This is a genomic window from Microbacterium murale (assembly GCF_014635185.1).
GTDB classification, from domain to species: Bacteria; Actinomycetota; Actinomycetes; order Actinomycetales; family Microbacteriaceae; genus Microbacterium; species Microbacterium murale.
The window spans coordinates 1,315,220-1,336,165 of record NZ_BMCM01000001.1 but is presented as its reverse complement, the minus strand read 5'-3'; the positions used below and the strand labels follow the sequence as shown (position 1 = coordinate 1,336,165).

Here is a 20,946-nt window from a genome sequence, read left to right as displayed (position 1 = left end):
TCCTTCCAGGCCAGCCCTACGGGCTAACCAGATCAGATGTCACCTATCCGTGCAGCAGTCCCTAGCGCCTGATAAGAAGACAATTCCGGAAACACTCGATTCGGGCGTGTCTCGCAACTATGTCTCACAACCTCCTGACTGATTCCAGGCACAAACCATTGGTTGTGAGACACCGTGATTGCGGACTACGCCGAAGCGCGCACCACCAACTCCGTCGGCAGGATCGTCATCTTCTCGGGCTCTCCTCCGGCGAGACGAGAAAGCAGCACGGCGGCCATCGTCTCGCCCTGCAGATACATCGGCTGACGCATCGTCGTCAGCGGCGGATCGGTCGACACTGCCACAGCGGAATCGTCGAAGCCGAGCAGCGCGACATCCTCCGGCACCCGCAACCCCACCGACCGCATGGCGTTCAGCGCGCCGCGCGCCATGAGGTCGCTCGCGACGAAGATGGCGTCCGGGGTTCCGACTGAGAGGATGCGGCGCACGGCCTCCGCACCGCTCGTCTCGCCGTAGTCGCCTTCTTCCTCCGCGAACGGGGTGAGCCCAGCATCCGAAAGCGCATCGCGAAAGCCCTGCACACGATCGACGGAAGCGAGCATGCTCAACGGACCAGAGATCGTCGCGATGCGCGTGCGACCGATGTCGATCAGGCGCTGCGTCGCGGAGCGAGCCGCGGCGACGTTGTCGACGTCGACCACATAATCGCTCAGCCGCTGGCGCAGCGGACGTCCGCCCCAGACGACGGGCACGGCATCCGCAATGCGATCGATGAACGCGTCACTCGTGTGATGCGACACGATCAGCGCGCCGTCGACCCCGCCATTGCGCACGAAACTCGTCATCTTGTCGCCGGGATCGTCGCTGGCGATGAGCAGGTTGAGCAGGTAGTCCGACCCTCCGAGCGCACCGGTTATGCCCGCCACGATCGCGGCGAAGAACGGGTCGCCGAAGAAGCGCGTCGTGTCTTCGGGCACGATCAGGGCGATCGCGTGAGTCTGCTTCGATGCCAGTGAACGGGCGGCGCGATTCGGCACGTAGTTCAGTTCGGCGATCGCTGCCTGCACGGCTGCGAGCGCCTCGGGGCTCACCGCGGTCGAGCCGTTCACCACCCGCGACACGGTCGAGCGTGACACTCCGGCGGTGACCGCCACCTCTTCGATCGTCGCGCGTGACGGCACTGCTCTCCCTCCGGCCGGCGCGGTCAGAGGGCTCGCGCGGCGATGATGCGAGCGTACTCCCGACCGCTGTCCTTGAGGCTGCGCGCCTGGGTGTCGTAATCGACGCGGACGATGCCGAATCGCTTGTCGTAGCCCCAGGCCCACTCGAAGTTGTCGAACATCGACCAATAGAAGTAGCCGCGCACGTCGACACCGGCATCCGCCGCGTCCAGCACCGCACCGAGATGCAGGCGCAGGAACTCGGTGCGATCCGCATCGTGCACGCGCGTCTCGCCGTCTTCCACGACCACGACGTCGTCGTACGCGGCGCCGTTCTCGGTCATGTACAGCACGGTGCCCGCCGGCTCGGCGTACTCGGTCCAGACGCGCTGCAGCAGACGGGTGAGGCCTTCCGGCTGCACCTCCCAGTTCTGCGCGGTGCGCGGCAGCCCGCGCTCCACGGAATGGATGCCGTCGTTCGACGGGTACGGGCTGCGCGTCGCCCTTCCGGTCGTCGGCCCGCCCGACACGGGAGGCACGGCCGGAGCCCGTCCCGACAGAAGGTCACCGTGGTAGTAGTTGACGCCCTGGGTGTCGATCTTCTGCGAGATCGACTTCAGATCACCATCGTGGATCGCCTCTTCGAACCGGGCGACGGCATCCGGATCGATGCCACGGATGTCTTCGACGATGTCCGGCGGGTACTCCCCCCGGTAGATCGGGTCGAGGAACCACCGGTTGAACTGACCATCCACTCGACGCGCAGCGTCAACGTCCGCCGGACTGTCGGGATCGGCCGGGTCGGCGACTGTGTGGTTCAGCGTGATGCCGAGGTTCAGCGCAGCATCGCGGCCGCGCAGCTCCTGCACCGTGCGTCCGTGCGCGAGCAGCAGATGGTGCGAGGCGAGCAGCCCCTCGGCAACACTCGTATGACCCGGCGCGTGCTCACCGCCCGTGTAAGAGAGGAACGACGAGCACCACGGCTCGTTCAATGTCGTCCACACATTCACCCGATCGCCGAGAGCGTCGTGCATGGTGCCGGCGTACTCGAGGAAGCGATCGACGGTGTCGCGGTTCGTCCATCCGCCGTTCTCCTGGAGCACCTGCGGCATGTCCCAGTGGTAGAGCGTGAGCCACGGCAGGATGTCGGCGCCGAGCAGCTCGTCGACGAGGCGGCTGTAGAAGTCGACGCCCGCCTGGTTCACGGCACCGCCGTCGGGGCGCACCCGCGACCATGAGGTCGAGAAGCGGTACGTCTGCAGTCCGAGCTCTGTCATGAGCGCGACGTCTTCGGGATAGCGGTGATAGTGATCGCATGCGACGTCGCCGTTGTCGCCGCCGACGACGGCACCGGGAACGCGCGCGAACGCATCCCAGATCGAATCGGTGCGACCGTCCTCGTGCGCTGCACCCTCGATCTGGTAGGCCGCTGTGGCGGCGCCGAAGAGGAAATTCGAGGGGAAGGGCCGGGTCATAGAGGTCATCCTTTCACCGCGCCGGCCATGATTCCACTGACCAGCTGCTTGCCGGCGACGGCGAACAGGATCAGCAGCGGCAGCGTCGCGAGCACCGCGCCCGTGAGCACGATCGAGTAGTCGACGTAGTACCCGGACTGCAGTTGGCTCAGCGCCGTCTGCAGGGTCGGGTTCTGAGGAGAGAGCACGATCAGCGGCCACAGGTAGTCGGTCCAGGCGGTCATGAACGTGAACAGGCCGAGGATCGCCATGGCCGGCCGCGCGGCAGGGATGCCGACGGTGAGGAACGTGCGGAACTGGTTGGCACCGTCCATGCGCGCCGCCTCGATGAGCTCATCCGGGATGACGTCGACGAGGTACTGGCGCATGAAGAACACGCCGAACGCCGTGACGAGCGTCGGGATGATCACGGCGCCGATGGATCCGGTCCAGCCGAGTTCGCGCATCACCATGAACAACGGGATGATGCCGAGCTGCGTCGGGATCGCCATCGTCGCGATCACGAAGATCATCATCCCCTCGCGGCCCTTGAAGCGCAGCTTCGCGAAGGCGTAGCCGGCGAGGGTCGAGAACGTCACGACCGAGAGGGTGATGATCGTCGACACGAGGAAGGAGTTGCCCAGCGCCAGCCAGAACGGGATGGCGTCGAGCACCTTCGCGGCGTTCGAGAAGAAGTTCCCACCCGGGATCAACGGCAGAGTCTCGCCACGGGTCGCATTGGTGCCGCTCGCGACGACGACCGACCACCACAGCGGATAAACACTGCCGATGATGAACGCGGCGAGCAGACCGTAAGTGAGGAATCCGGGTCGGCTGCCGACGCCGGCGGTGCCTCCGGTGCTGCGACGGCGACGGATCTTCTCGGGCACGCTGAGTGCCTGGGTCGCAGTCATCGCGTCTTCTCCTGAGTGTTATTGGCGGACGCGGCGTTCTTGCGGGCTCGACGTCTGACGGCACGGGTCTTGGGTGCGGCTCCGGTGGCGATCTGACGCGAGAGCAGGAAGTTGATCACGCCGATCCCGACGATGAGCAGGAACAGCAGGATGGCGACGGCGGATGCCTCACCGAGGTTGCGCCTGAAGAATGCGAGTTCCCATAGGAACAGCACTGTCGTCTGGAACTGCCGGTCGCTGCCGCCGATACCGCCGGCAGTCGACACGTCGAACAGGCGCGGCTCGGCGAAGATCTGCAGCCCGCCGATCGTCGCGGTGATGATCACGAAGATCAGCGTCGGTCGGATGGTCGGGATCGTGATCGAGAAGAACCGACGCCCCGGGCCCGCACCGTCGATCGCCGCGGATTCGTACAGGTCGCGCGGCACGGCCTGCATCGCTGCGAGGAGGATCAGTGCGTTGTAGCCGGTCCAGCGGAAGTTCACCATCACGGCGATCGCCACGTGCGAGAGGAATGTGTTGTGCTTCCACTCCTGATCGACGATGCCGATCAGGTTCAGCAGGTTGTTGGCGAGGCCATCTGCCTCGTTGAAGATGCTGGAGAAGATGATGGCGACGGCCACGGGCGTGACCACGAACGGGATGAGCACGCTCATGCGCCAGATGGTCGGAGCGCGCAGACCTCGATCGAGCAGGTAGGCGACCAGCAGGGCCACGGCCAGCTGAGGGATCGCAGAGAGCAGGAAGATGCTCAGGGTGTTGCCGATCGAGTTCCAGAACATCGAGTCGCCGAGGATCTCGATGAAGTTGCCGAACCCGACGAAGTCGCCTTCGCCCTTCAGCAGATCCCACTCGTGCACTGCCACGTACACCGTGTAGAGCAGGGGGAAGAGGCCGACGAGGCCGAACAGCAGGAAGAACGGAGCGACGTACGCGTACGGCGAGGCGTTCTGGTCGAACCGCGAGAGGCGGTGACGCCAAGATGGCTTGCCTGCGTCGATCGGCTTCTTCGGCGCCGCGGATGCCGTGTCACGGCGCTGGGCGGTGAGAGTCATGTGGTCCTGCCTCGTGAGAGTGCACGGTTCAGGTCGCACTTTCTGCCGGTATGACGGTGCCGAAGCGGCAGAAAGTGCGACCTGAACGTGGTCGGATGGGTCAGTCGACGAGCTCGTTCAAGAGCTTGAGCGCCTGCTCCCACGCGCCCTTGGTGTCGGTCTCGCCGCGGTCGAGGCTGCTCAGCGCCGGACCGAAGACGTTCTCCTGGATGACCGAGTCATCCGCGCCCTTGAACTGCGCGACGACGCCCTGCGCCCGCTCGGCGAGGATGGCGCCGGTCGGAGCATCGTTGAAGAACTCGTTCGGCGTCGCGTCGGCGGCAAGCGACTCCTGCGCCTTGATCGTTGAGGGGAAGTTGCCCGCGGCGGCGGACTGCTCCACCTGCTGCTCCGGCTGCGTCAGCCAGTCGGCGAGAGCCGCCGCGGCTTCCTTGTGCGCGGAGCTCTCCGGGATCGACAGCCATGCGCCACCCCAGTTGACTGCGCCACCCGGGAAGACATCGGCGAAGTCCCAGCCGGTCGACGCGTCGCCGCCACCGGCCTCGACCTGACCCTGCACGACGCCCAGCATCCAGCCGGGGCAGACGAAGGTCGCGAAGGTGCCGTCGACGAACGACTTGCCGCCGTTCCAGTCCCATGCGGCCTGCGCGGCCGACTGGCCGCCCTCGGTGGCCGCACCGAGCATCTCGAAGCGCTCCTTCAGCTCGGCGTTGCCTTCGACGTTCAGCTCGCCGTCAGCGGTGTAGTAGCCCTCGTCGAGCTGGTTGACCATCGAGTTCCATACGAAGCCGGAGTGGTCGTACCAGGCCTTGCCGGTCTTGTCGGTGTACTCCTGGCCGACGGCGAAGAAGTTCTCCCAGTCGCCGTTCAGCAGCTCGGCGACGGACTCACGATCGCTGGGAAGACCGGCGGCTTCGAACGCTGCGCCGTTGTAGCAGATGCCGCTCGGGCCGATGTCGGTGCCGTAGCCGATGACGCGGCCGTCGGCGTCGGTGCCCTGGGCGTACTTCCAGTCGACCCAGTCGTCCTTGCGGTCTTCGATGCCGTAGTCGCGCAGGTCGGCGAACGTGTCGGAGACCTCCATGACGGCGCCGAGCCAGCCCTCTTCGATCGCGACGATGTCGCTGAGGCCGGAGCCGGCGGCGATCTTGGTGAACGCATCGGTGCGGGCGTTTCCGCCGGTGTCGATGTTGGTCGCCTCGATCGTGACGTTCGGGTGCTCCTCTTCGTACTGCTTGTAGAGGTCTTCGTAGCCGAAGGTGCCGAACGTGGTGATGGTCAGCGTGACGTCCTCATCGGCGTCGCCGCCGGAGGTGTCGCCGTCGGCGGCTGCTGAACAGCCGGCGAGGGCGAGAGCGGAGACGGATGCGACGGCGACTGTCGTCAGGATCCGTCGGCGGGCGCGTGTGTTCACAGGTCACTCCTTTGTGGGTCATGCAGTGGTGGTGGTTCGGGATGTGCGTTCGCGTCGTGCGGTACCCGCTTCTGTGGGAGCGCTCCCACGAACGTGAATGCCACTGTATGGGAGCGCTCCCACGGATGTCAAGCGTCAGCATTCACGAGGCCGGGATCCGTCGGATCCGCGCAACTGAAGTAGCCTTGGCCGGTGCCCTCCGCCGAACTGTCCCCCGCTCTCACCCGCGCCGAATCACTGATCCGCAGCATCCCGGACTACCCGGAACCCGGCATCCTGTTCCGCGACATCACACCGCTGCTGGCGGATGCCGAGGCGCTGCGCGTGACGACCGAGGCGATCATCGAGCCCTTCGCCGGTCAGTTCGACGTCATCGCCGGCATCGAGGCACGCGGATTCCTCATCGCGAGCGCAGCCGCCATCGCCGCAGGCGTCGGTCTGATCCCGATCCGCAAAGCCGGCAAGCTGCCCCGCCCCGCGGCATCCGTCGACTACGCCCTCGAGTACGGCACCGCGACGGTCGAGATGCACGACGATCTGCCGATCGGCTCACGAGTGCTCCTGATCGACGACGTTCTCGCGACCGGCGGCACGCTGGCAGCCGGACGCCAGCTGATCGAGCGACTCGGATCGCACGTCACAGGCATCTCCGTGCTGTTCGAGATCGACGGGCTGGGCGGGCGCGACCTCATCGGCGACCTGCACACCGTCTTCCACTCGGCCTGACGCCCCGGCACTACTTCCCGGATGCGGCCGGAGGCATAGCGAGGTCGGCCGGCGCGACGCCGCGATCGATCGCGGAGCGGATGGATGCCGCGGCATGCGCCAGGCTGCTCACCGCGACGAGCTGTCGGGCACGCGCGTTGACGGCGAGAAGCATCCTCCTGGCGACCTCGTCACGCGACCCGTCCGGCCGGAGCGCGGCGATGTTGCGACCGACGAGCGGCTCGAGCGCGTCGGCGTACTCCATGAGCTCCTCGACGTCGTAGTCCAGGCCGACCGCCGACGCCTGTGCGAGCACGAGCGCGAGGCCCTGCTCGGCCGCACCGGGATAACCGCGCCAGTCGCGGCGCCGCATCAGCTCGTGCGTGCGCTCGCGGAAGACCTCGTGGTCAGGGTCGGACGCGACTCCCTCTGAGATTCCGAGCGCAAACGCCTGGCACGCGTTCATCACCTCGAGCGTCGCCGCATCCGAGTCGATCACATCGGTGAGCGACCTGATCGCGGCCGTCGAGGCGTTGTACGAATCACGCAGCACGACGATCAATCGCGCCCGATCGACGTGCCGCTGCTCGTACACCGCTGTGGTGCGATTGCGCAGCCGTCCACCCGGCAGGATCCCCACCCGGATCCAGTGCTTGAGGGTCGTCGTACTGACTCCACTCTGCACGGCGAGCTCTTTGAGCTTCATGCGTCCTCCCCCTCGAGGTCGAGCGTTGGAGAGTGGAGAGCCTCGCAACTCTCCACGATGCGACTTCTGTGCGATGACTCTAACCTGCTTCTGGAGGGACTCTGTCGCCGCTGGGGATTCGCGGGCGGGAGCTTCGATGAGCGGGGGCTCCTCGACTTGCCCGGGCGGGTGCACCGAGGGGGGTGAGTCATCCGCCCGGGCAACTCTCGCCATCGGCCGGAAGCCTCGTCCCGGCATCCGTCGGCCACCACCCGGGCGGCTAGACTGGAACGGCCCGCCTTCCCGCGACTTCTGGAGCCTTCAATGCCCACCATCGTCGTCGACGTCATGCCCAAGTCCGAACTGCTCGACCCGCAGGGGAAGGCCGTCTCCGGCGCTTTCGCTCGTCTGGGCGTGGAGGGCTTCAGCGATGTGCGCATCGGCAAGCGCTTCGAGCTCACGGTCGACGGCGAAGTGACGGATGCCGTGCTCGCCGAGGTCAAGAGGCTCGCCGATGACGTGCTCTCCAACGCGGTCATCGAGGATGTCGTCGGCATCGAGGTCGTCGAATGACGGTCCGCATCGGGGTCATCACCTGGCCCGGATCGCTTGACGACCGCGACGCGCAGCGTGCGATCCGCCTCGCCGGCGCCGAGCCCGTCGCCCTGTGGCACGGCTCGCACGACCTCGAGGGCGTCGACGCTCTGGTGCTGCCCGGCGGGTTCAGTTACGGCGACTACCTGCGCGCCGGAGCGATCGCGGCGCTGTCGCCGATCATGACCGAGGTGAAGGATGCTGCCGCATCGGGCATGCCGGTACTCGGAATCTGCAACGGCTTCCAGATGCTGGTCGAGGCGCATCTGCTGCCGGGCGGACTGATCCGCAACGACCACCAGCACTTCGTCCGCCGCGATCAGAAGCTCACGGTCGAGAATGTCTCCACAGCCTGGACCAGCGATTTCACCGCCGGCCAGGAGATCGTCATCCCGCTGAAGAACGCCGACGGCGGCTACATCGCTTCGGAGGAGACGCTGGATCGCATCGAGGGCGAAGGTCTCGTGGCATTCCGCTACGCGGACGTGAACCCGAACGGATCGCTGCGCGACATCGCCGGGCTCACCAACGAGGCCGGGAACGTCGTCGGCCTCATGCCGCACCCCGAGCACGCGACCGAGGCAGGGTTCGGCCCGAACACCGCCGACGCCATGCGCTCCGGCACCGACGGTCTGGCGTTCTTCACGAGCGCGATCGCCGCCGTCAGTCGCGTCGCGGCCTAGTCTCCGGCATCCGGTCGCCTGCGCCCTCCGGCGTTGCGCTCGTCGGAGGAAGTGACGGAGGTCGGAAGTTTTCGACCAGAACGTCCGCCGTGCGTCGCACCCTCCGACGGACGTAACACGTCCATCGGGTGTCAGACGCCGAGTTCGGCTCTGATGCGGCTCAGGTGCGCGGCAAACGCCTCGTCGTGGATGAGGTCGACCTCCGTGAGCACCCGGTACGGACGCTCGAGCATGCCGTCGCCCGGGCGGACGTCGAGATGCGCCGTGTCGAATCCCTCCGCGTGCAGCTGATCGGCCATGAGGTAGTCGCTGCGTGAATCGCCGACGCTGAGCCACCGGCGCGGCATCGGCCCGTGCGCACGGAAGTGCTCCAGCGCGCGCTGCGCGGCATGGTCTTTGTCGAGACGGATCGACTCGATGTCGGTCGAGATCACGGTCGGATCGATGCGAAAGGGAACCGCACCGTCGGCGTCTGGCACCGACAGTGCCGCGTAGCGAAGCCCGACGCCCTGCGCGGTCAGAATGCGGAACGCCTCGTCCTGGAAGTCCTGCTGTGCGGCTCGATACTCCTCGGCGCCGACATCCGTGCGCTGCTCGACCGAGATCATCGCGCGCTTGGTCTCGTCGAAGAACATGGTGTCGGCGAAGCGCCGTTCGACCAGGTCGCGGATCGCGTCTACAGCGTCCGCGCTGAACGCCACCGTCTGATCGATCGTGGGCTCGCCCATGCCGTCGGCGTCGATCGTCGACCAGGCGCCGCCCTTCTCGAACACACCGAACATGCGTGCTCCGGGCCGGCTGAGAGCCTCGCGCAGCCCGGCATCCTGAAGCGCGGGGATGACCACGTCGGCGATGAACTCGTGCGAGCGCCCCGTGATGAAGGCGATCGGCACGCCTTCCGCGACGAGGTCGACGATGTCGCGGGCGATCGATCCGATCGCGATGGTGCGGGTGACGGGGCTGGCGACGGGGCCGTCGACGTCGAGCAGGAGACCGAGGTCAGGAGGATTCACCCTCCCAGCCTAGGCACTCGTCCGGTGCTCTCCTGCCAGGCGAGAATCAGATCCCCGCGGGAGGCCACACGCCGATAAGCACAGCCATGATCACGAGCGTGACCAGCTCGTGCGCAATGTTCATCGTGGTCAGGGCGGTCGGTCGCCCCTCGAATGCGTCGTGCGTGATGAAGCGGGCGGCGGTGAAGCCCGCCCACAGCAGGATCGCCGTCACGACGGCCGCGACGAAGAACGAACCGTCGTAGAAGTGCCAGGCGATGGCGGATGCTCCGGCGAGAACCCACGCGGTCACGAAGCTCACGATCACCGTGGTGACGATCGGCCATACGGCGCTCTTCGCCGAGCCTGTCATGTCGACGTTGGCGAGCTTCGCCCAGCGGGTGCCGAACACCTTCGGCGTGTACCAGATCGACCCGACGATCATGCTCGAGATCATGGCCAGCAGCACCGCCCAGTAGTTGATCTCCGGAATCATGGCTCCTCCTTGGCGCTCGAGCGACCGGGAGTCGCTGCTGCCGCCGACGCTACTCCCTGAACCGTGCGGGATCGATAGGCTCGACGTGTGAGTCTCTTCGTCACCGTTCCCACCGCCCGTCTGGCCGAGAACATCGGCGCGTTGCCCGAGGGCGTCGAACTCGAGGTGTGGGACTTCCAGTCCCCCGCCCCCCGACAGAGGATCGACCTCGTCGTGCCGCCGTACATGGGCGGATCATCGGTGCTGTCCGCACTCGAGGGCCTCGACATCGGACTCGTGCAGAGCCAGTCGATCGGCTATGACGGGATCGGCGAGAAGCTGCCCTCCGGCATCCCGTTCGCGAACGCGGCGAGCGTGCATGAGACCTCGACCGCCGAGATCGCGCTCGCGCTCACACTTGCCGCGCAGCGGCAGTTCCCCCGTTTCGTGCTCGCACAGCAGCATGGCGAATGGGCACCGGTCTTCGCCGAGAGCCTCGCTGACAGGCGCGTGCTGCTGGTCGGCTTCGGCGGCGTGGGTGAGGCCATCGCCATGCGCCTCGAGCCTTTCGAGGTCGAGTTGACGGTCGTCGCCCGCACCGCGCGCCCGGTCTGGCACGAGCGGCTCGGACGAGTGCAGGTGCACGCCATCGACGAACTCGCCTCGTTGTTGCCGACGGCGGAGATCGTCGTGCTCGCGCTGCCCGGTGGAGACGAGACGCGCCACCTGTTCGACGATGAGTTGCTCGCGCTCATGCCCGACGATGCGCTCATCGTGAACGTCGGTCGCGGCACGCTCATCGACACGGACGCCCTCGTGCGGCAGAACGGACGCATCCGCGCCGCGCTCGATGTGATGGATCCGGAGCCGCTTCCGGCGGAGCATCCGCTCTGGAAGACCGAAGGCGTACTCATCTCTCCGCACGTCGGCGGCGCCTCGACCGCGATGAACCCGCGCATCGCCAGACTCATCCGCAAGCAGATCGAACGGATGCTGCGCGGCGATGCCCCCGTGAACGTCGTGATCGACGGCTGATCTCTCGAACCGATTCGATCCGGGCGCTCGCGGAACTGTAAGCGCTTGCAGTAGGCTCGTCGCATGACAGAGCTTGAGCAGTTCGCCGCCCCCGGAGCAGAGTGGTGGCGCAGCGCCGTCATCTACCAGATCTACCCGCGCTCGTTCGCGGATGCATCCGGTGACGGCATCGGAGACCTCCCCGGCATCACGAGCCGCCTCGATTCGCTGAAGGAACTCGGCGTCGACGCGATCTGGCTGAGCCCGTTCATGACGAGCCCGCAGAAGGATGCCGGCTACGACGTCGCCGACTACCGCGATGTCGACCCGATCTTCGGCACCCTCGCCGACTTCGACGAGATGATCGCGCAGGCGCATGCCCGCGGCATCCGCCTCATCGTCGACCTCGTCCCGAACCACTCCTCCGACCAGCACGTCTGGTTCCAGGAGGCGCTCAAGGCGGCCCCAGGCAGTCCGGAGCGCGCCCGATACGTCTTCCGCGACGGCAAGGGCGAGAACGGCGAGCTGCCCCCGAACAACTGGGAGAGCGTCTTCGGCGGCGGCATGTGGGAGCGCGTGACCGAGGCAGACGGCACGCCCGGCCAGTGGTACCTGCACATCTTCGACGCGACCCAGCCCGACTTCGACTGGACGAACGAAGAAGTGAAGGAGGAGTTCCGCTCCGTCCTGCGCTTCTGGCTCGACCGGGGTGTCGACGGCTTCCGCGTCGATGTCGCACACGGCATGGTCAAGGAGGCCGGTCTTCCGGACTACGCCCCGGTGGCGGATGCCGACTCGATGGGCGGCGGCGAAGCCAGCGTGCCCTACTGGGGCCAGGACGGCGTGCACGACATATACCGCGACTGGCATAAGGTGCTCGCCGAGTACGACGGCGACCGCGCCCTGTGCGGCGAGGCATGGCTGCCGACACTGAAGCAGACCGCGCTCTGGGTGCGTCCGGACGAGATGCACCAGACGTTCAACTTCCCCTACATGATGACCGCGTGGGACGCAGAGCTGATCGGCGACGTCATCCGCGAATCGCTCGACGAGTTCGGCAAGGTCGGCGCTCCGAGCACCTGGGTGCTCTCGAACCACGATGTGGTGCGGCATGCGTCGCGCCTCGCACTCACGGCCGACAACCCGCAGGGCGAGGGGATCGGACCGAAGTCGGCCGGCAAGCCCGACCCGGTCATCGGCCTCTCCCGCGCACGCGCCGCGACCACCGTGATGCTCGCACTTCCCGGCTCGTCGTACCTCTACCAGGGCGAGGAACTGGGCCTGCCCGAGGCGATGGAGATCCCCGACGAGTTCCGTCAGGACCCGACCTGGTACCGCACGAACGGCAAGCGGTACGGACGCGACGGATGCCGCGTGCCGATCCCGTGGGAGGCGGCAGCGCCCGCCTTCGGCTTCAACACCACCGGTGATGCGTGGCTGCCGCAGCCGGCCGAGTGGGCGTCGTTCGCGCGTGATGTCGAAGAGACGGATGCCACGTCGACCCTGAACCTCTACAAGCAGCTGCTGCAGCTGCGCCGCGAGCGTGCGCTGGGTGTGGGCTCGCTCGTCTGGGAAGACTTGGGTTCGTCCGCGGTCGCGTTCCGCCGGGGCGACCTGCACGTCGCGGTGAACATCGGAACCGAGCCGCTGGAACTCGGCGATGACGTCGCCTTCGTCGTGCAGAGCCAGCCGTTCGAGGGCACCGCGCTGCCGGTTGACCACGCCGCCTGGTACACCAAGGCCTGAACGCATTCCTGGGATCGAGTGACATGGTGAGCATCGATGAGGTCGCGCGACTGGCCGGCGTCTCCACGGCGACGGTCTCGCGCGCCCTCAGCGGTCGCGGCCACGTGTCCGCTGCGTCGCGCGACCGGGTGCTCGCCGCGGCGCAGACGCTCGGGTACGTCGTCTCGTCGCGCGCCTCATCGCTCGCTTCAGGCCGCACCCGCAACATCGGCGTGGTGGTGCCGTATCTCGATCGCTGGTTTTTCAGCACGGTGCTCTCCGGTGTCTCCAGTGCCCTGATGCGTCAGGGCTACGACATCACGCTCTACAACATCACGGCCGACGAGGATGTGCGCCGGAACGTCTTCGACACGGCACTGCGCCGCCAGAGGGTGGATGCCGTCATCGCGGTGTCCATCGAACTCGACGAGGCCGAGACGACCCGTCTGCTCGAACTGGGTCTCCCCGTCATCGCGATCGGCGGGCCGAACCCTCAGCTCGACACCCTGACAGTCGATGACGGCGCGGTCGCTCAGCTGGCGACCGAGCACCTGCTGAGCCTGGGCCACACCGCCATCGCGCACATCGGCGCGAACCCGGAGTTCGACATCGACTTCCACATCCCCACCCAGCGTCGACTCGGTTTCGAGAAGGCGCTGGGGGATGCCGGGATCACACCGAACCCGGCGTTCCTCGAGCCCGCGGACTTCACCGTCGACGGCGGCTACCGCGCCGCCAAGCAGCTGCTGGGCCGGCCGGGGCCGCGGCCGACAGCGGTCTTCGCGGCATCCGATGAGATGGCGATCGGTGCGGTGCTCGCCGCGCGCGATCTCGGCTTCCGCGTGCCGGAGGATCTCTCGATCATCGGCATCGATGGCCACGAGCTGGGCGAGTTCTTCCAACTCACGACGGTCGACCAGTTCCCGCTCGGCCAGGGCGAGCGGGCGGCATCCGCAGTGCTGGCGAAGCTCGAAGATGCAGTGCCCGCCGCCGCCCCGAGTGCCCTGCCGTACGAACTCATCGTGCGGGGGACGACCGCAAGACCTGCGACTCCTCCGAAGAAGCCCCGCGCCCGCTGACCTCCGGCCGCGCGCGAGCCCGCGGCTTCAGCAGCGGCAGTTCAGGCCCGTTAGGCTGGATGCCGGAGAGTCGGGAAGCCTGGTCGACATGATCTGTTGTCGACCCGAAAGGCGCTCATGTCGCCCTCCCCCGCACGCATCCCCGGCATCCGTCGGCTGTTCCCCTCGGCCTCCACCGCGGAATCGCTCCGCATCGGAGAGCTCCTCCGCAAAGAGACGGTCGGCGGCATCCTGCTCGTCGCATTCGCCATCGTCGCGCTGGGGTGGGCCAACTCACCCTGGGCGGAGTCCTACTTCGCGATCCGTGACTTCGAGATCGGGTACGAGCCATGGCACCTGCGCCTCAGCATCGGCGCGTGGGCGGCCGACGGCCTGCTTGCGATCTTCTTCTTCCTCGTTGGCCTCGAACTGAAGCGCGAGTTCGTCAGCGGCGATCTGCGGAAGCTCAGCACCGCGATAGTGCCGATCGTCGCCGCCATCGGCGGAGTGGTCGTGCCCGCCTTCATCTACCTCCTCATCACCGCGGGCTCGCCCGAGGCGTCGAGCGGATGGGCGATCCCCACGGCCACTGACATCGCTTTCGCGGTCGCCGTGCTGGCGGTGATCGGCTCGCACCTCCCGAGCGCCCTGCGGATCTTCCTGCTCACGCTCGCCGTCGTCGACGACCTCATCGCCATCGGCATCATCGCGCTGTTCTACACCGAGACGGTCGAGATCGTGCCACTCGTGCTCGCGCTCGTCGTGATCGCCGGCTACGGCCTGATCGCCCAGTTGTACCGGCGCTTCTTCCACCTACGGCCGACCGCGGCCTGGCTCGTGCTGCTTCCCATCGGAGTGATCGCGTGGGCGCTGCTGCACGCATCCGGCATCCATGCCACGATCGCCGGTGTCCTCCTCGGCTTCACGATTCCCGTGCTGCACGGGAAAGCCGACCGCGGGCCGGACGCCGGGCCAGGCCTCGCCGAGGTGTTCGAACATCGGTTCCGGCCGCTTTCCGCGGGAATCGCCGTGCCGATCTTCGCGTTCTTCTCCGCCGGGGTCGCGATCGGCGGTGCAGAGGGGTTCGTTTCGGCGTTCGCCGACCCCGTGGTCCTCGGCATCATGCTCGCGCTCGTCGTCGGCAAACCGCTCGGCATAACCGCGGCAACGTGGGCCATCACGCGCATCCGGCGGATCGACCTCGATCCTGACCTGCGGTGGGCCGACATCGTCGGCGTCGGCATGCTCGCCGGGATCGGCTTCACGGTCTCGCTGCTGGTCGCCGAGCTCAGTTTCGCCGCGGGCAGCGAGGCTCATGACCACGCCAAGGTCGCGATCCTCACGGCGTCGGTCGTCGCGGCGGTCGTGGCATCGGTTCTGCTGGGGATTCGGAATCGCCGGTACCGCGGCGCCCACGCGTCGTAGTCACCCCGACCGTGATCGCGACGGCAAACCAGGCGGCACCCGCCTGCCCCTCGGTCGACGCCCACGTCACGACGTCGCCGAGAAGGCCGGTGCCGAACGCCAGCCCGAGAGGGACTCCGATGAGCAGCAGCGGCAGACTTGCCGTGAGCAGTACGCCCAGAGCAATCGGCGCACGCCGTCCGCGCAGCATGGCGAGCCCGACGAGACTCGTCCCGGGGTAGATCAGGTGCGCCCCCACGGTCAGCGGGATGCCGGCGATCGCGGCAGCCTCAAGGAGGCCTCCCTGCGCGCCCTCCGCTGCGATCGCGAGCGCATGCCCTCCTGCCATCGCGGCGAGTCCGATCCAGACCATGGCCAGGCCCCATCCGAGCAGTCGTCCGGCTGCGACGCGCTGCAGGCTCGGACGCACGCCGATGATTCCCAGCCCGAGCAGCGCTGCCGCGCAGAGGCCCAGCGCGTTCTGCGCCACGAAGTCCGATTCTCCCGGTGCCGTGGTGCCCAGAAGCCCGGAACCGACCGTCGCGAACAGGACCGCTCCCAGCACTGTGGTCGTACTGCCGGTCAGGCGAGTGCGGGCTCGGACGGGTGTCGTCATGTTCTCCATACCCTCACCGTGCCCGGATCCGAACGATCCGGCATCACCCGCACGAGTCATCGTGAGCGCTCTTCCGGGTGAGTCGGGGTCGGCGAGATCATGCCGGCGGGAATCCGCCGCTCAACCTTCCGTGGAACAGTCCGCTGGCGTCGTTGAGGCCCACCAGTTCGACGGTCTTGCCGTGCTGGGCGTACTTCGTCTCGATCGCATCCAACGCTGCGACGGTCGAGGCATCCCACACGTGCGAGCGCGACATGTCGATCACCACGCGTTCGGGGTCGTCCGCGTACTCGAACTGCGTCGTGAGGTCGTTGCTCGACGCGAAGAACAGTTCACCGTCGACGACGTAGTGCGCCGTGTCGTCCGTCACCGTACGCGTGACGGTGACGAAGTGCGCGACACGTCTGACGAACAGCACGGATGCGACGATCACCCCGGCCACGACGCCGATGGCGAGGTTGTGCGTGATGACCACGGCCAGCACTGTCACGAGCATCACGACGGTCTCGCTCTTCGGCATCCGCTTCAAGGTCGACGGACGGATGCTGTGCCAGTCGAACGCCCCGATCGCGACCATGATCATCACCGCGACCAGGGCCGCCATCGGGATCGTGGCGACGAAATCGCCGAACACGACGACCAGCAGGAACAGGAAGATGCCGGCGAAGAACGTCGAGATGCGCGTGCGAGCGCCGGACGATTTCACGTTGATCATCGTCTGGCCGATCACGGCGCATCCGCCCATGCCGCCGAAGATGCCGGAGAGCATGTTCGCGACGCCCTGAGCCCAGGCCTCACGCGTCTTGCGGGAGTGCGTGTCGGTGATCTCGTCGACCAGCTTCGCGGTCATCAGCGATTCGAGCAGCCCGACCACCGCGACCCCGAGCGCGAACGGCGCGATGATCGTGAACGTCTCCCAGGTGAGCGGCACGTTCGGGATGAACAGCTCGGGAAGGCTGCGCGGCAGCTCGCCCTGGTCGCCGACTGTCGGCACGTTGATCGCGAACACGATCACGACGGCCGTGACGATGATCACGGAGACGAGGGGTGCCGGGATGATCTTCGTGATCCGCGGCATGAAGATCATGACGAGGATGCCGAGAGCCACGAGTGGATACACCAGCCACGGCACGTTCAGCAGGTGCGGCACCTGCGAGCTGAACACGAAGATGGCGAGCGCGTTCACGAAGCCCGTCATGACGCTGCGCGGGATGAACCGCATGAGCTTCGCGACGCCGAGCACAGCGAGGAGCACCTGGAAGACGCCGGCGAGCAGCACGGTCGCGATGAAGTAGTCGATGCCGTACAGGGGCGCGACCGGTGCGATGACGAGGGCCACGGCGCCGGTGGCCGCCGTGACCATCGCCGGGCGCCCGCCGAGGAACGAGATCGCCACCGCCATGATGAACGACGAGAACAGGCCGACCTTGGGGTCGACACCCGCGATGACCGAGAAGGCGATGGCCTCGGGGATGAGCGCGAGACCGACCACGAGTCCTGCGAGCACCTCGCGCGTCAGCATCCGCGGCGACTTCAGCGCCGTGAGCACGGAGGGGTTCGCGCGGTATCGGGCCCGCTCGTCGGTGGTGGTCACGAGAGTCCACCCTATTCCTGATGCCGAGGCCCCATGTTCTGGCCGAGACCCCTGGATATTCGCGCGGGTAGCCAGGGGTCTCGGCAATAAGCCGGGGCCTCGGCGTCAGGTGACTGTGAACTCGGCGGAGAGGAGTTGGTCGTCGCGGGAACTGGGGCCCACTAGCAGGGCGAACTCCCCTGCCTCCACGACGCGGTCGCCGGCGGCATCCACGATCGTGCAGTCGGCGACGGGCAGTTCGATCCGCACGCGCGTGCTCTCGCCCGGTGCCAGAGCCACCTGCCGGTAAGCCTTGAGCTCCTTGTCCGTCCAGCTGACGCTCGTCACGTTGTCGCGCACGTACACCTGTACCGTCTCGATCGTCGGCCGGTCGCCGGTGTTGGTCACCGTCACGTCGGCGACGATGGTGGCGGATGCCGCGAGCGCCTCCTCCTCGAGTGCGAGGTCCGAGTACGAGACGGTCGTGTAGGAGCGCCCCTCGCCGAACGCCCAGGCTGGTGCCTGCGTGAGGTCGGCGTAACGGTCGCCGTGCTGTCCGCGGATCTGGTTGTAGTACGTCGGCTGCTGGCCGGCATGCCGCGCGAATGAGATCGGCAGGCGGCCGGTTGGCTCGATCGCCCCTGTCAGCAGTTCGGCGATCGCGCGCCCGCCCTGCATTCCCGGATTCGCGACCCACAGCACCGCGGCGGCCCTCGATACGGATGCCGGAAGCACGAGCGGCTTCGACGCCATCAGCACCACGACCACAGGCGTGCCGGTGCCGACCAGCGCGTCGAGAAGCGCGTTCTGGCCACCGATCAGCTCGAGCGTCGCGGTCGAACGCCCTTCGCCGTACAGGCCCTGCGCATCACCGACGACGGCGACGCACACGTCGGCCGCCTCTGCCGCGGCGACCGCCTCGGCGATCTGCGCAGCGTCCGGTGCGCACGGCTTCACGACCGGAGGGCGCGGCTGCCCATCGGGCCACGTCGCACCCGCAGGGTCCGGCTCGAGCGTGAGGATGTCCGCACCGCGAGCGTGCACGACCTCCCACGGCGCGATCTCGCGCAACCCGTCGAGCACGGTCGTGATCATCTCGCGCGGCTGCCCGTCCAGCCAGCCGGCCTGGCCGGATCCGCCGGCCCAGTCGCCGAGCTGCTCCTGTGCATCGTCGGCGAGCGGCCCGACGACGGCGACGCGTGTTGTCGCGGTCGGCGAGACCGGCAGGCTCCCGTCGTTCTCCAGCAGCACGAGAGAGCGGCGCGCGACCTCCAGGTTGAGTTCCGCGTGCTCCGCAGTCCCGACGATCTGCTCGAGACCGTCGACAGGCGTCCGCGGGTTCTCGAACAGTCCGAGCTCGAACTTCAGCGTGAGGATCCGTTCGACTGCGGCATCGAAGGCATCCGATGCGAGCAGACCCTGCGCGACAGCATCCAGAGCGCCCTCGAAGAAGGCCGGCGTCGTCATGATCATGTCGTTGCCGGCCTTCACGGCGGCAGCTGCCGCGTGCGTGATGTCCGGCTGCACGTGCTGCTCCCAGACCATCCGGCCGACGTTGTCCCAGTCGGTGATGAGCGTGCCGGTGTATCCCCACTCGCCGCGCAGCACATCGCTGAGAAGCCAGTCGTTGAGGGTGATCGGCACGCCGTCCATGCTCTGATAGCCCAGCATGAACGAGCGGCATCCCTCGCGGGCGACGCGCTCGAACGGCGGCAGGAACCACGACCGCAGCTTCCGCCGGGAGATGTCGGCCTCGCTCGCGTCGCGCCCGCCCTGGGTCTCTGAGTACCCGGCGAAGTGCTTGGCCGTCGCGAGGATCGCCGTCGGATCCTCCAGGCCTTCGCCCTGGTAGCCGCGGACCATCGCGGATGCGAGCTCTCCGAGCAGAAACGGGTCTTCTCCGAACGTCTCGTTCACACGACCCCAGCGCAGGTCGCGGGCGATGCAGAGCACCGGCGAGAACGTCCAGTGGATGCCGGTCGCCGCGACTTCGACCGCGGTCGCTCGGGCGGCCTTCTCCAGCAGCGACGGATCCCACGAGGCCGCCATCCCCAGCTGCGTCGGATAGATGGTCGCGCCGGGCCAGAACGAGTGACCGTGGATGCAGTCTTCGCCGACGAGCAGCGGGATCTGCAGACGCGTCTGCAGCGTCAGTTCGCGCGCTGCGACGATCCGCTCCGGTGAGGTGTGCAGGATCGACCCGACCATGCGACGGAGCACGTGGTCGTCGAGGTCGTCGCGCGCGTCGAGCTGCAGCATCTGCCCGACCTTCTCCTCGAGCGTCATGCGTTCGAGGAGGTCGGCGACGCGCGCCGGAACGGCCAGATCGGGATTCAGATACGGGAGCGTCAGGGTCTCAGAGGTCATCACTTCTTGGTCTCTGCAGCCGGAGCGGCCGCGTCGGTGGTGCGCACGGCCGTGACCGCGTCGTTCACGTTCAGGCCCTTCTTCTTCATCGCGCGCGCCCGTTCGCCGGCCGAGCGCAGGCGCGGGTTGACGTACTCGTCGATGCCGAAGTTGATCAGCGACAGGGCGACACCGATCGCGGCGATGCACAGCCCTGGCGGCAGATACCACCACCACTGGTTCTGCCCGAACGCGCCCTGGGCGGATGCCCAGTTCAGGATCGTGCCCCAGTTGTACGTGGTGACGGGGATCACGCCGATGTACGAAAGCGTCGTGAGACCGAGGATGGCGGCGGTCACCGTGCCGACGAAGCTCGCGGCGATCAGCGCCATGAGGTTCGGCAGCATTTCGACCGTGATGATGCGTCGCAGGGGCTCGCCGTTGGCACGGGCGGCCTGCACGAAGTCGCGGTTGCGCAGCGACATGGTCTGCGCGCGCAGCACACGGGCGCCCCACGCCCAGCCCGTGATGCCCAGCACCGCGGCGATCAGCACGAGCGGCGGGTCCTCGAACATCGAGGCGACGATGATGATCAGCGGAAGACCGGGGATCACCAGGAACACGTTCGTCAGCGCCGACAGCGCCTCGCTCTTCCAGCCGGACAGGTACCCCGCGATCACGCCGACCGTGATCGCGATCACCGTGGCGATCAGCGCGGCGAGGAAGCCGACGACGATGACGCCGCGGGTGCCGTGGATGACCTGGCTCAGCACATCCTCACCGATGTGCGTCGTGCCCAGCCAATGCGCGGCCGACGGCGGCTGCAGACGCGCGGAGTTGTCGATCTTCGTCGGCGAGAACGGCGCCAGCACGTCGGCGAAGATCGCGACCAGCACGAAGAACGCGAGGATCGCGAGCCCGGCGATGGACTTGCCGTTGCGGAACATCGCGAAGGCCGAGACGATCTTCGCCCAGAAGCTCTGGCGCTCACCGCCGTTTCCGGTACCGGCTCCACTGGTGCGGATGAGGAACGTGTCCGGAGCGCTCGCCTGGCGCCGTCCGGCTTTCTCTGTCGTGGA

The 20,946-nt window shown here is 67.3% G+C and carries 19 protein-coding genes; 7 read left to right on the top strand and 12 right to left on the bottom strand.

The genetic code is table 11. The features are described from left to right. Window positions 1-185: 185 nt before the first annotated feature. The 5 genes from IEV67_RS06460 to IEV67_RS06440 all read right to left on the bottom strand — a co-directional run bounded on the left by IEV67_RS06460 (window position 186) and on the right by IEV67_RS06440 (window position 5,997). Window positions 186-1,181 (bottom strand): LacI family DNA-binding transcriptional regulator, encoded by a 996-nt coding sequence (locus IEV67_RS06460; RefSeq protein ID WP_188435683.1) that lies wholly within the window; start codon window positions 1,179-1,181, stop codon window positions 186-188. 23 nt (window positions 1,182-1,204) lie between these two features. Beyond that, a complete protein-coding gene (locus tag IEV67_RS06455) occupies window positions 1,205-2,635 on the bottom strand; it encodes a GH1 family beta-glucosidase (protein WP_188435682.1) in 1,431 nt (476 codons plus the stop codon). Between the two features lie 5 nt (window positions 2,636-2,640). Beyond that, entirely contained in the window at window positions 2,641-3,528 is an 888-nt protein-coding gene (locus tag IEV67_RS06450) for a carbohydrate ABC transporter permease (RefSeq protein ID WP_188435681.1), read from the bottom strand. After that, window positions 3,525-4,583: a carbohydrate ABC transporter permease gene (locus IEV67_RS06445; RefSeq protein ID WP_188435680.1), complete on the bottom strand. Its 1,059-nt coding sequence runs from the start codon at window positions 4,581-4,583 to the stop codon at window positions 3,525-3,527. The genes IEV67_RS06450 and IEV67_RS06445 overlap by 4 nt, the downstream gene beginning before the upstream one ends. 100 nt (window positions 4,584-4,683) lie before the next feature. Continuing rightward, on the bottom strand, window positions 4,684-5,997 hold the full coding sequence (locus IEV67_RS06440; RefSeq protein WP_188435679.1) for an ABC transporter substrate-binding protein: 1,314 nt from the start codon (window positions 5,995-5,997) through the stop codon (window positions 4,684-4,686). Between the two features lie 192 nt (window positions 5,998-6,189). On the opposite strand from IEV67_RS06440, the gene IEV67_RS06435 reads away from it, so the two are divergent. Then, complete coding sequence (locus IEV67_RS06435) at window positions 6,190-6,723, top strand: adenine phosphoribosyltransferase (RefSeq protein ID WP_033105326.1); 534 nt, start codon at window positions 6,190-6,192, stop codon at window positions 6,721-6,723. A gap of 10 nt (window positions 6,724-6,733) precedes the next feature. Here the strand turns inward: IEV67_RS06435 and IEV67_RS06430 are convergent, their stop codons facing one another. After that, on the bottom strand, window positions 6,734-7,408 hold the full coding sequence (locus IEV67_RS06430) for a MerR family transcriptional regulator (protein WP_188435678.1): 675 nt from the start codon (window positions 7,406-7,408) through the stop codon (window positions 6,734-6,736). A gap of 303 nt (window positions 7,409-7,711) precedes the next feature. On the opposite strand from IEV67_RS06430, the gene purS reads away from it, so the two are divergent. Together purS and purQ are read left to right on the top strand one after the other, a co-directional pair. Then, window positions 7,712-7,960 (top strand): phosphoribosylformylglycinamidine synthase subunit PurS, encoded by a 249-nt coding sequence (gene purS, locus IEV67_RS06425; RefSeq protein WP_188435677.1) that lies wholly within the window; start codon window positions 7,712-7,714, stop codon window positions 7,958-7,960. Then, on the top strand, window positions 7,957-8,664 hold the full coding sequence (gene purQ / locus IEV67_RS06420) for a phosphoribosylformylglycinamidine synthase subunit PurQ (protein WP_188435676.1): 708 nt from the start codon (window positions 7,957-7,959) through the stop codon (window positions 8,662-8,664). Before purS ends, purQ begins: the two co-directional genes overlap by 4 nt. Before the next feature lie 131 nt (window positions 8,665-8,795). Here purQ and IEV67_RS06415 read toward each other — a convergent pair whose 3' ends face one another. Both IEV67_RS06415 and IEV67_RS06410 read right to left on the bottom strand, forming a co-directional pair. After that, entirely contained in the window at window positions 8,796-9,677 is an 882-nt protein-coding gene (locus IEV67_RS06415; protein ID WP_188435675.1) for a hypothetical protein, read from the bottom strand. A 46-nt stretch (window positions 9,678-9,723) separates the two neighbouring features. Continuing rightward, window positions 9,724-10,152: a DUF1761 domain-containing protein gene (locus IEV67_RS06410; RefSeq protein ID WP_188435674.1), complete on the bottom strand. Its 429-nt coding sequence runs from the start codon at window positions 10,150-10,152 to the stop codon at window positions 9,724-9,726. Between the two features lie 87 nt (window positions 10,153-10,239). On the opposite strand from IEV67_RS06410, the gene IEV67_RS06405 reads away from it, so the two are divergent. The 4 genes from IEV67_RS06405 (at window position 10,240) to nhaA (ending at window position 15,353) form a co-directional block, all read left to right on the top strand. After that, complete coding sequence (locus tag IEV67_RS06405) at window positions 10,240-11,166, top strand: 2-hydroxyacid dehydrogenase (protein WP_188435673.1); 927 nt, start codon at window positions 10,240-10,242, stop codon at window positions 11,164-11,166. 63 nt (window positions 11,167-11,229) lie between these two features. Next, on the top strand, window positions 11,230-12,891 hold the full coding sequence (locus IEV67_RS06400) for a glycoside hydrolase family 13 protein (protein ID WP_188435672.1): 1,662 nt from the start codon (window positions 11,230-11,232) through the stop codon (window positions 12,889-12,891). Window positions 12,892-12,914: 23 nt separating this feature from the next. Beyond that, a complete protein-coding gene (locus IEV67_RS06395) occupies window positions 12,915-13,949 on the top strand; it encodes a LacI family DNA-binding transcriptional regulator (protein WP_188435671.1) in 1,035 nt (344 codons plus the stop codon). Window positions 13,950-14,066: 117 nt separating this feature from the next. Beyond that, window positions 14,067-15,353, top strand: coding sequence for a Na+/H+ antiporter NhaA (nhaA, locus tag IEV67_RS06390; RefSeq protein WP_188435670.1), 1,287 nt, complete (start codon window positions 14,067-14,069; stop codon window positions 15,351-15,353). Here nhaA and IEV67_RS06385 read toward each other — a convergent pair. The 4 genes from IEV67_RS06385 to IEV67_RS06370 all read right to left on the bottom strand — a co-directional run bounded on the left by IEV67_RS06385 (window position 15,268) and on the right by IEV67_RS06370 (window position 20,814). Next, window positions 15,268-15,948 carry a hypothetical protein gene (locus tag IEV67_RS06385; protein WP_188435669.1) on the bottom strand — a complete coding sequence of 227 codons (681 nt, stop codon included), beginning with the start codon at window positions 15,946-15,948 and terminating at the stop codon, window positions 15,268-15,270. The two genes, nhaA and IEV67_RS06385, sit on opposite strands and share 86 nt — an antisense overlap. Before the next feature lie 97 nt (window positions 15,949-16,045). After that, window positions 16,046-17,542, bottom strand: a complete 1,497-nt coding sequence (locus IEV67_RS06380) for a SulP family inorganic anion transporter (protein WP_229702801.1) — start codon at window positions 17,540-17,542, stop codon at window positions 16,046-16,048. Window positions 17,543-17,647: 105 nt separating this feature from the next. Beyond that, window positions 17,648-19,888, bottom strand: a complete 2,241-nt coding sequence (locus IEV67_RS06375; protein WP_188435668.1) for an exo-beta-d-1,3/1,6-glucosidase — start codon at window positions 19,886-19,888, stop codon at window positions 17,648-17,650. Then, window positions 19,888-20,814: an ABC transporter permease gene (locus IEV67_RS06370; RefSeq protein WP_229702847.1), complete on the bottom strand. Its 927-nt coding sequence runs from the start codon at window positions 20,812-20,814 to the stop codon at window positions 19,888-19,890. The genes IEV67_RS06375 and IEV67_RS06370 overlap by 1 nt, the downstream gene beginning before the upstream one ends. Between the last annotated feature and the right edge of the window lie 132 nt (window positions 20,815-20,946).

What these genes read in the sequence shown, in the direction of transcription:
- IEV67_RS06455 (WP_188435682.1), bottom strand. Translation starts at nt 2,635, where the DNA reads ATGACCCGGCCCTTCCCCTCGAATTTCCTCTTCGGCGCCGCCACAGCG.
- IEV67_RS06450 (WP_188435681.1), bottom strand. Translation starts at nt 3,528, where the DNA reads ATGACTGCGACCCAGGCACTCAGCGTGCCCGAGAAGATCCGTCGCCGT.
- IEV67_RS06445 (WP_188435680.1), bottom strand. Translation starts at nt 4,583, where the DNA reads ATGACTCTCACCGCCCAGCGCCGTGACACGGCATCCGCGGCGCCGAAG.
- IEV67_RS06430 (WP_188435678.1), bottom strand. Translation starts at nt 7,408, where the DNA reads ATGAAGCTCAAAGAGCTCGCCGTGCAGAGTGGAGTCAGTACGACGACC.
- purS (WP_188435677.1), top strand. Translation starts at nt 7,712, where the DNA reads ATGCCCACCATCGTCGTCGACGTCATGCCCAAGTCCGAACTGCTCGAC.
- purQ (WP_188435676.1), top strand. Translation starts at nt 7,957, where the DNA reads ATGACGGTCCGCATCGGGGTCATCACCTGGCCCGGATCGCTTGACGAC.
- IEV67_RS06410 (WP_188435674.1), bottom strand. Translation starts at nt 10,152, where the DNA reads ATGATTCCGGAGATCAACTACTGGGCGGTGCTGCTGGCCATGATCTCG.
- IEV67_RS06400 (WP_188435672.1), top strand. Translation starts at nt 11,230, where the DNA reads ATGACAGAGCTTGAGCAGTTCGCCGCCCCCGGAGCAGAGTGGTGGCGC.
- IEV67_RS06395 (WP_188435671.1), top strand. Translation starts at nt 12,915, where the DNA reads ATGGTGAGCATCGATGAGGTCGCGCGACTGGCCGGCGTCTCCACGGCG.
- nhaA (WP_188435670.1), top strand. Translation starts at nt 14,067, where the DNA reads ATGTCGCCCTCCCCCGCACGCATCCCCGGCATCCGTCGGCTGTTCCCC.
- IEV67_RS06385 (WP_188435669.1), bottom strand. Translation starts at nt 15,948, where the DNA reads ATGACGACACCCGTCCGAGCCCGCACTCGCCTGACCGGCAGTACGACC.
- IEV67_RS06375 (WP_188435668.1), bottom strand. Translation starts at nt 19,888, where the DNA reads ATGACCTCTGAGACCCTGACGCTCCCGTATCTGAATCCCGATCTGGCC.
- IEV67_RS06370 (WP_229702847.1), bottom strand. Translation starts at nt 20,814, where the DNA reads ATGTTCCGCAACGGCAAGTCCATCGCCGGGCTCGCGATCCTCGCGTTC.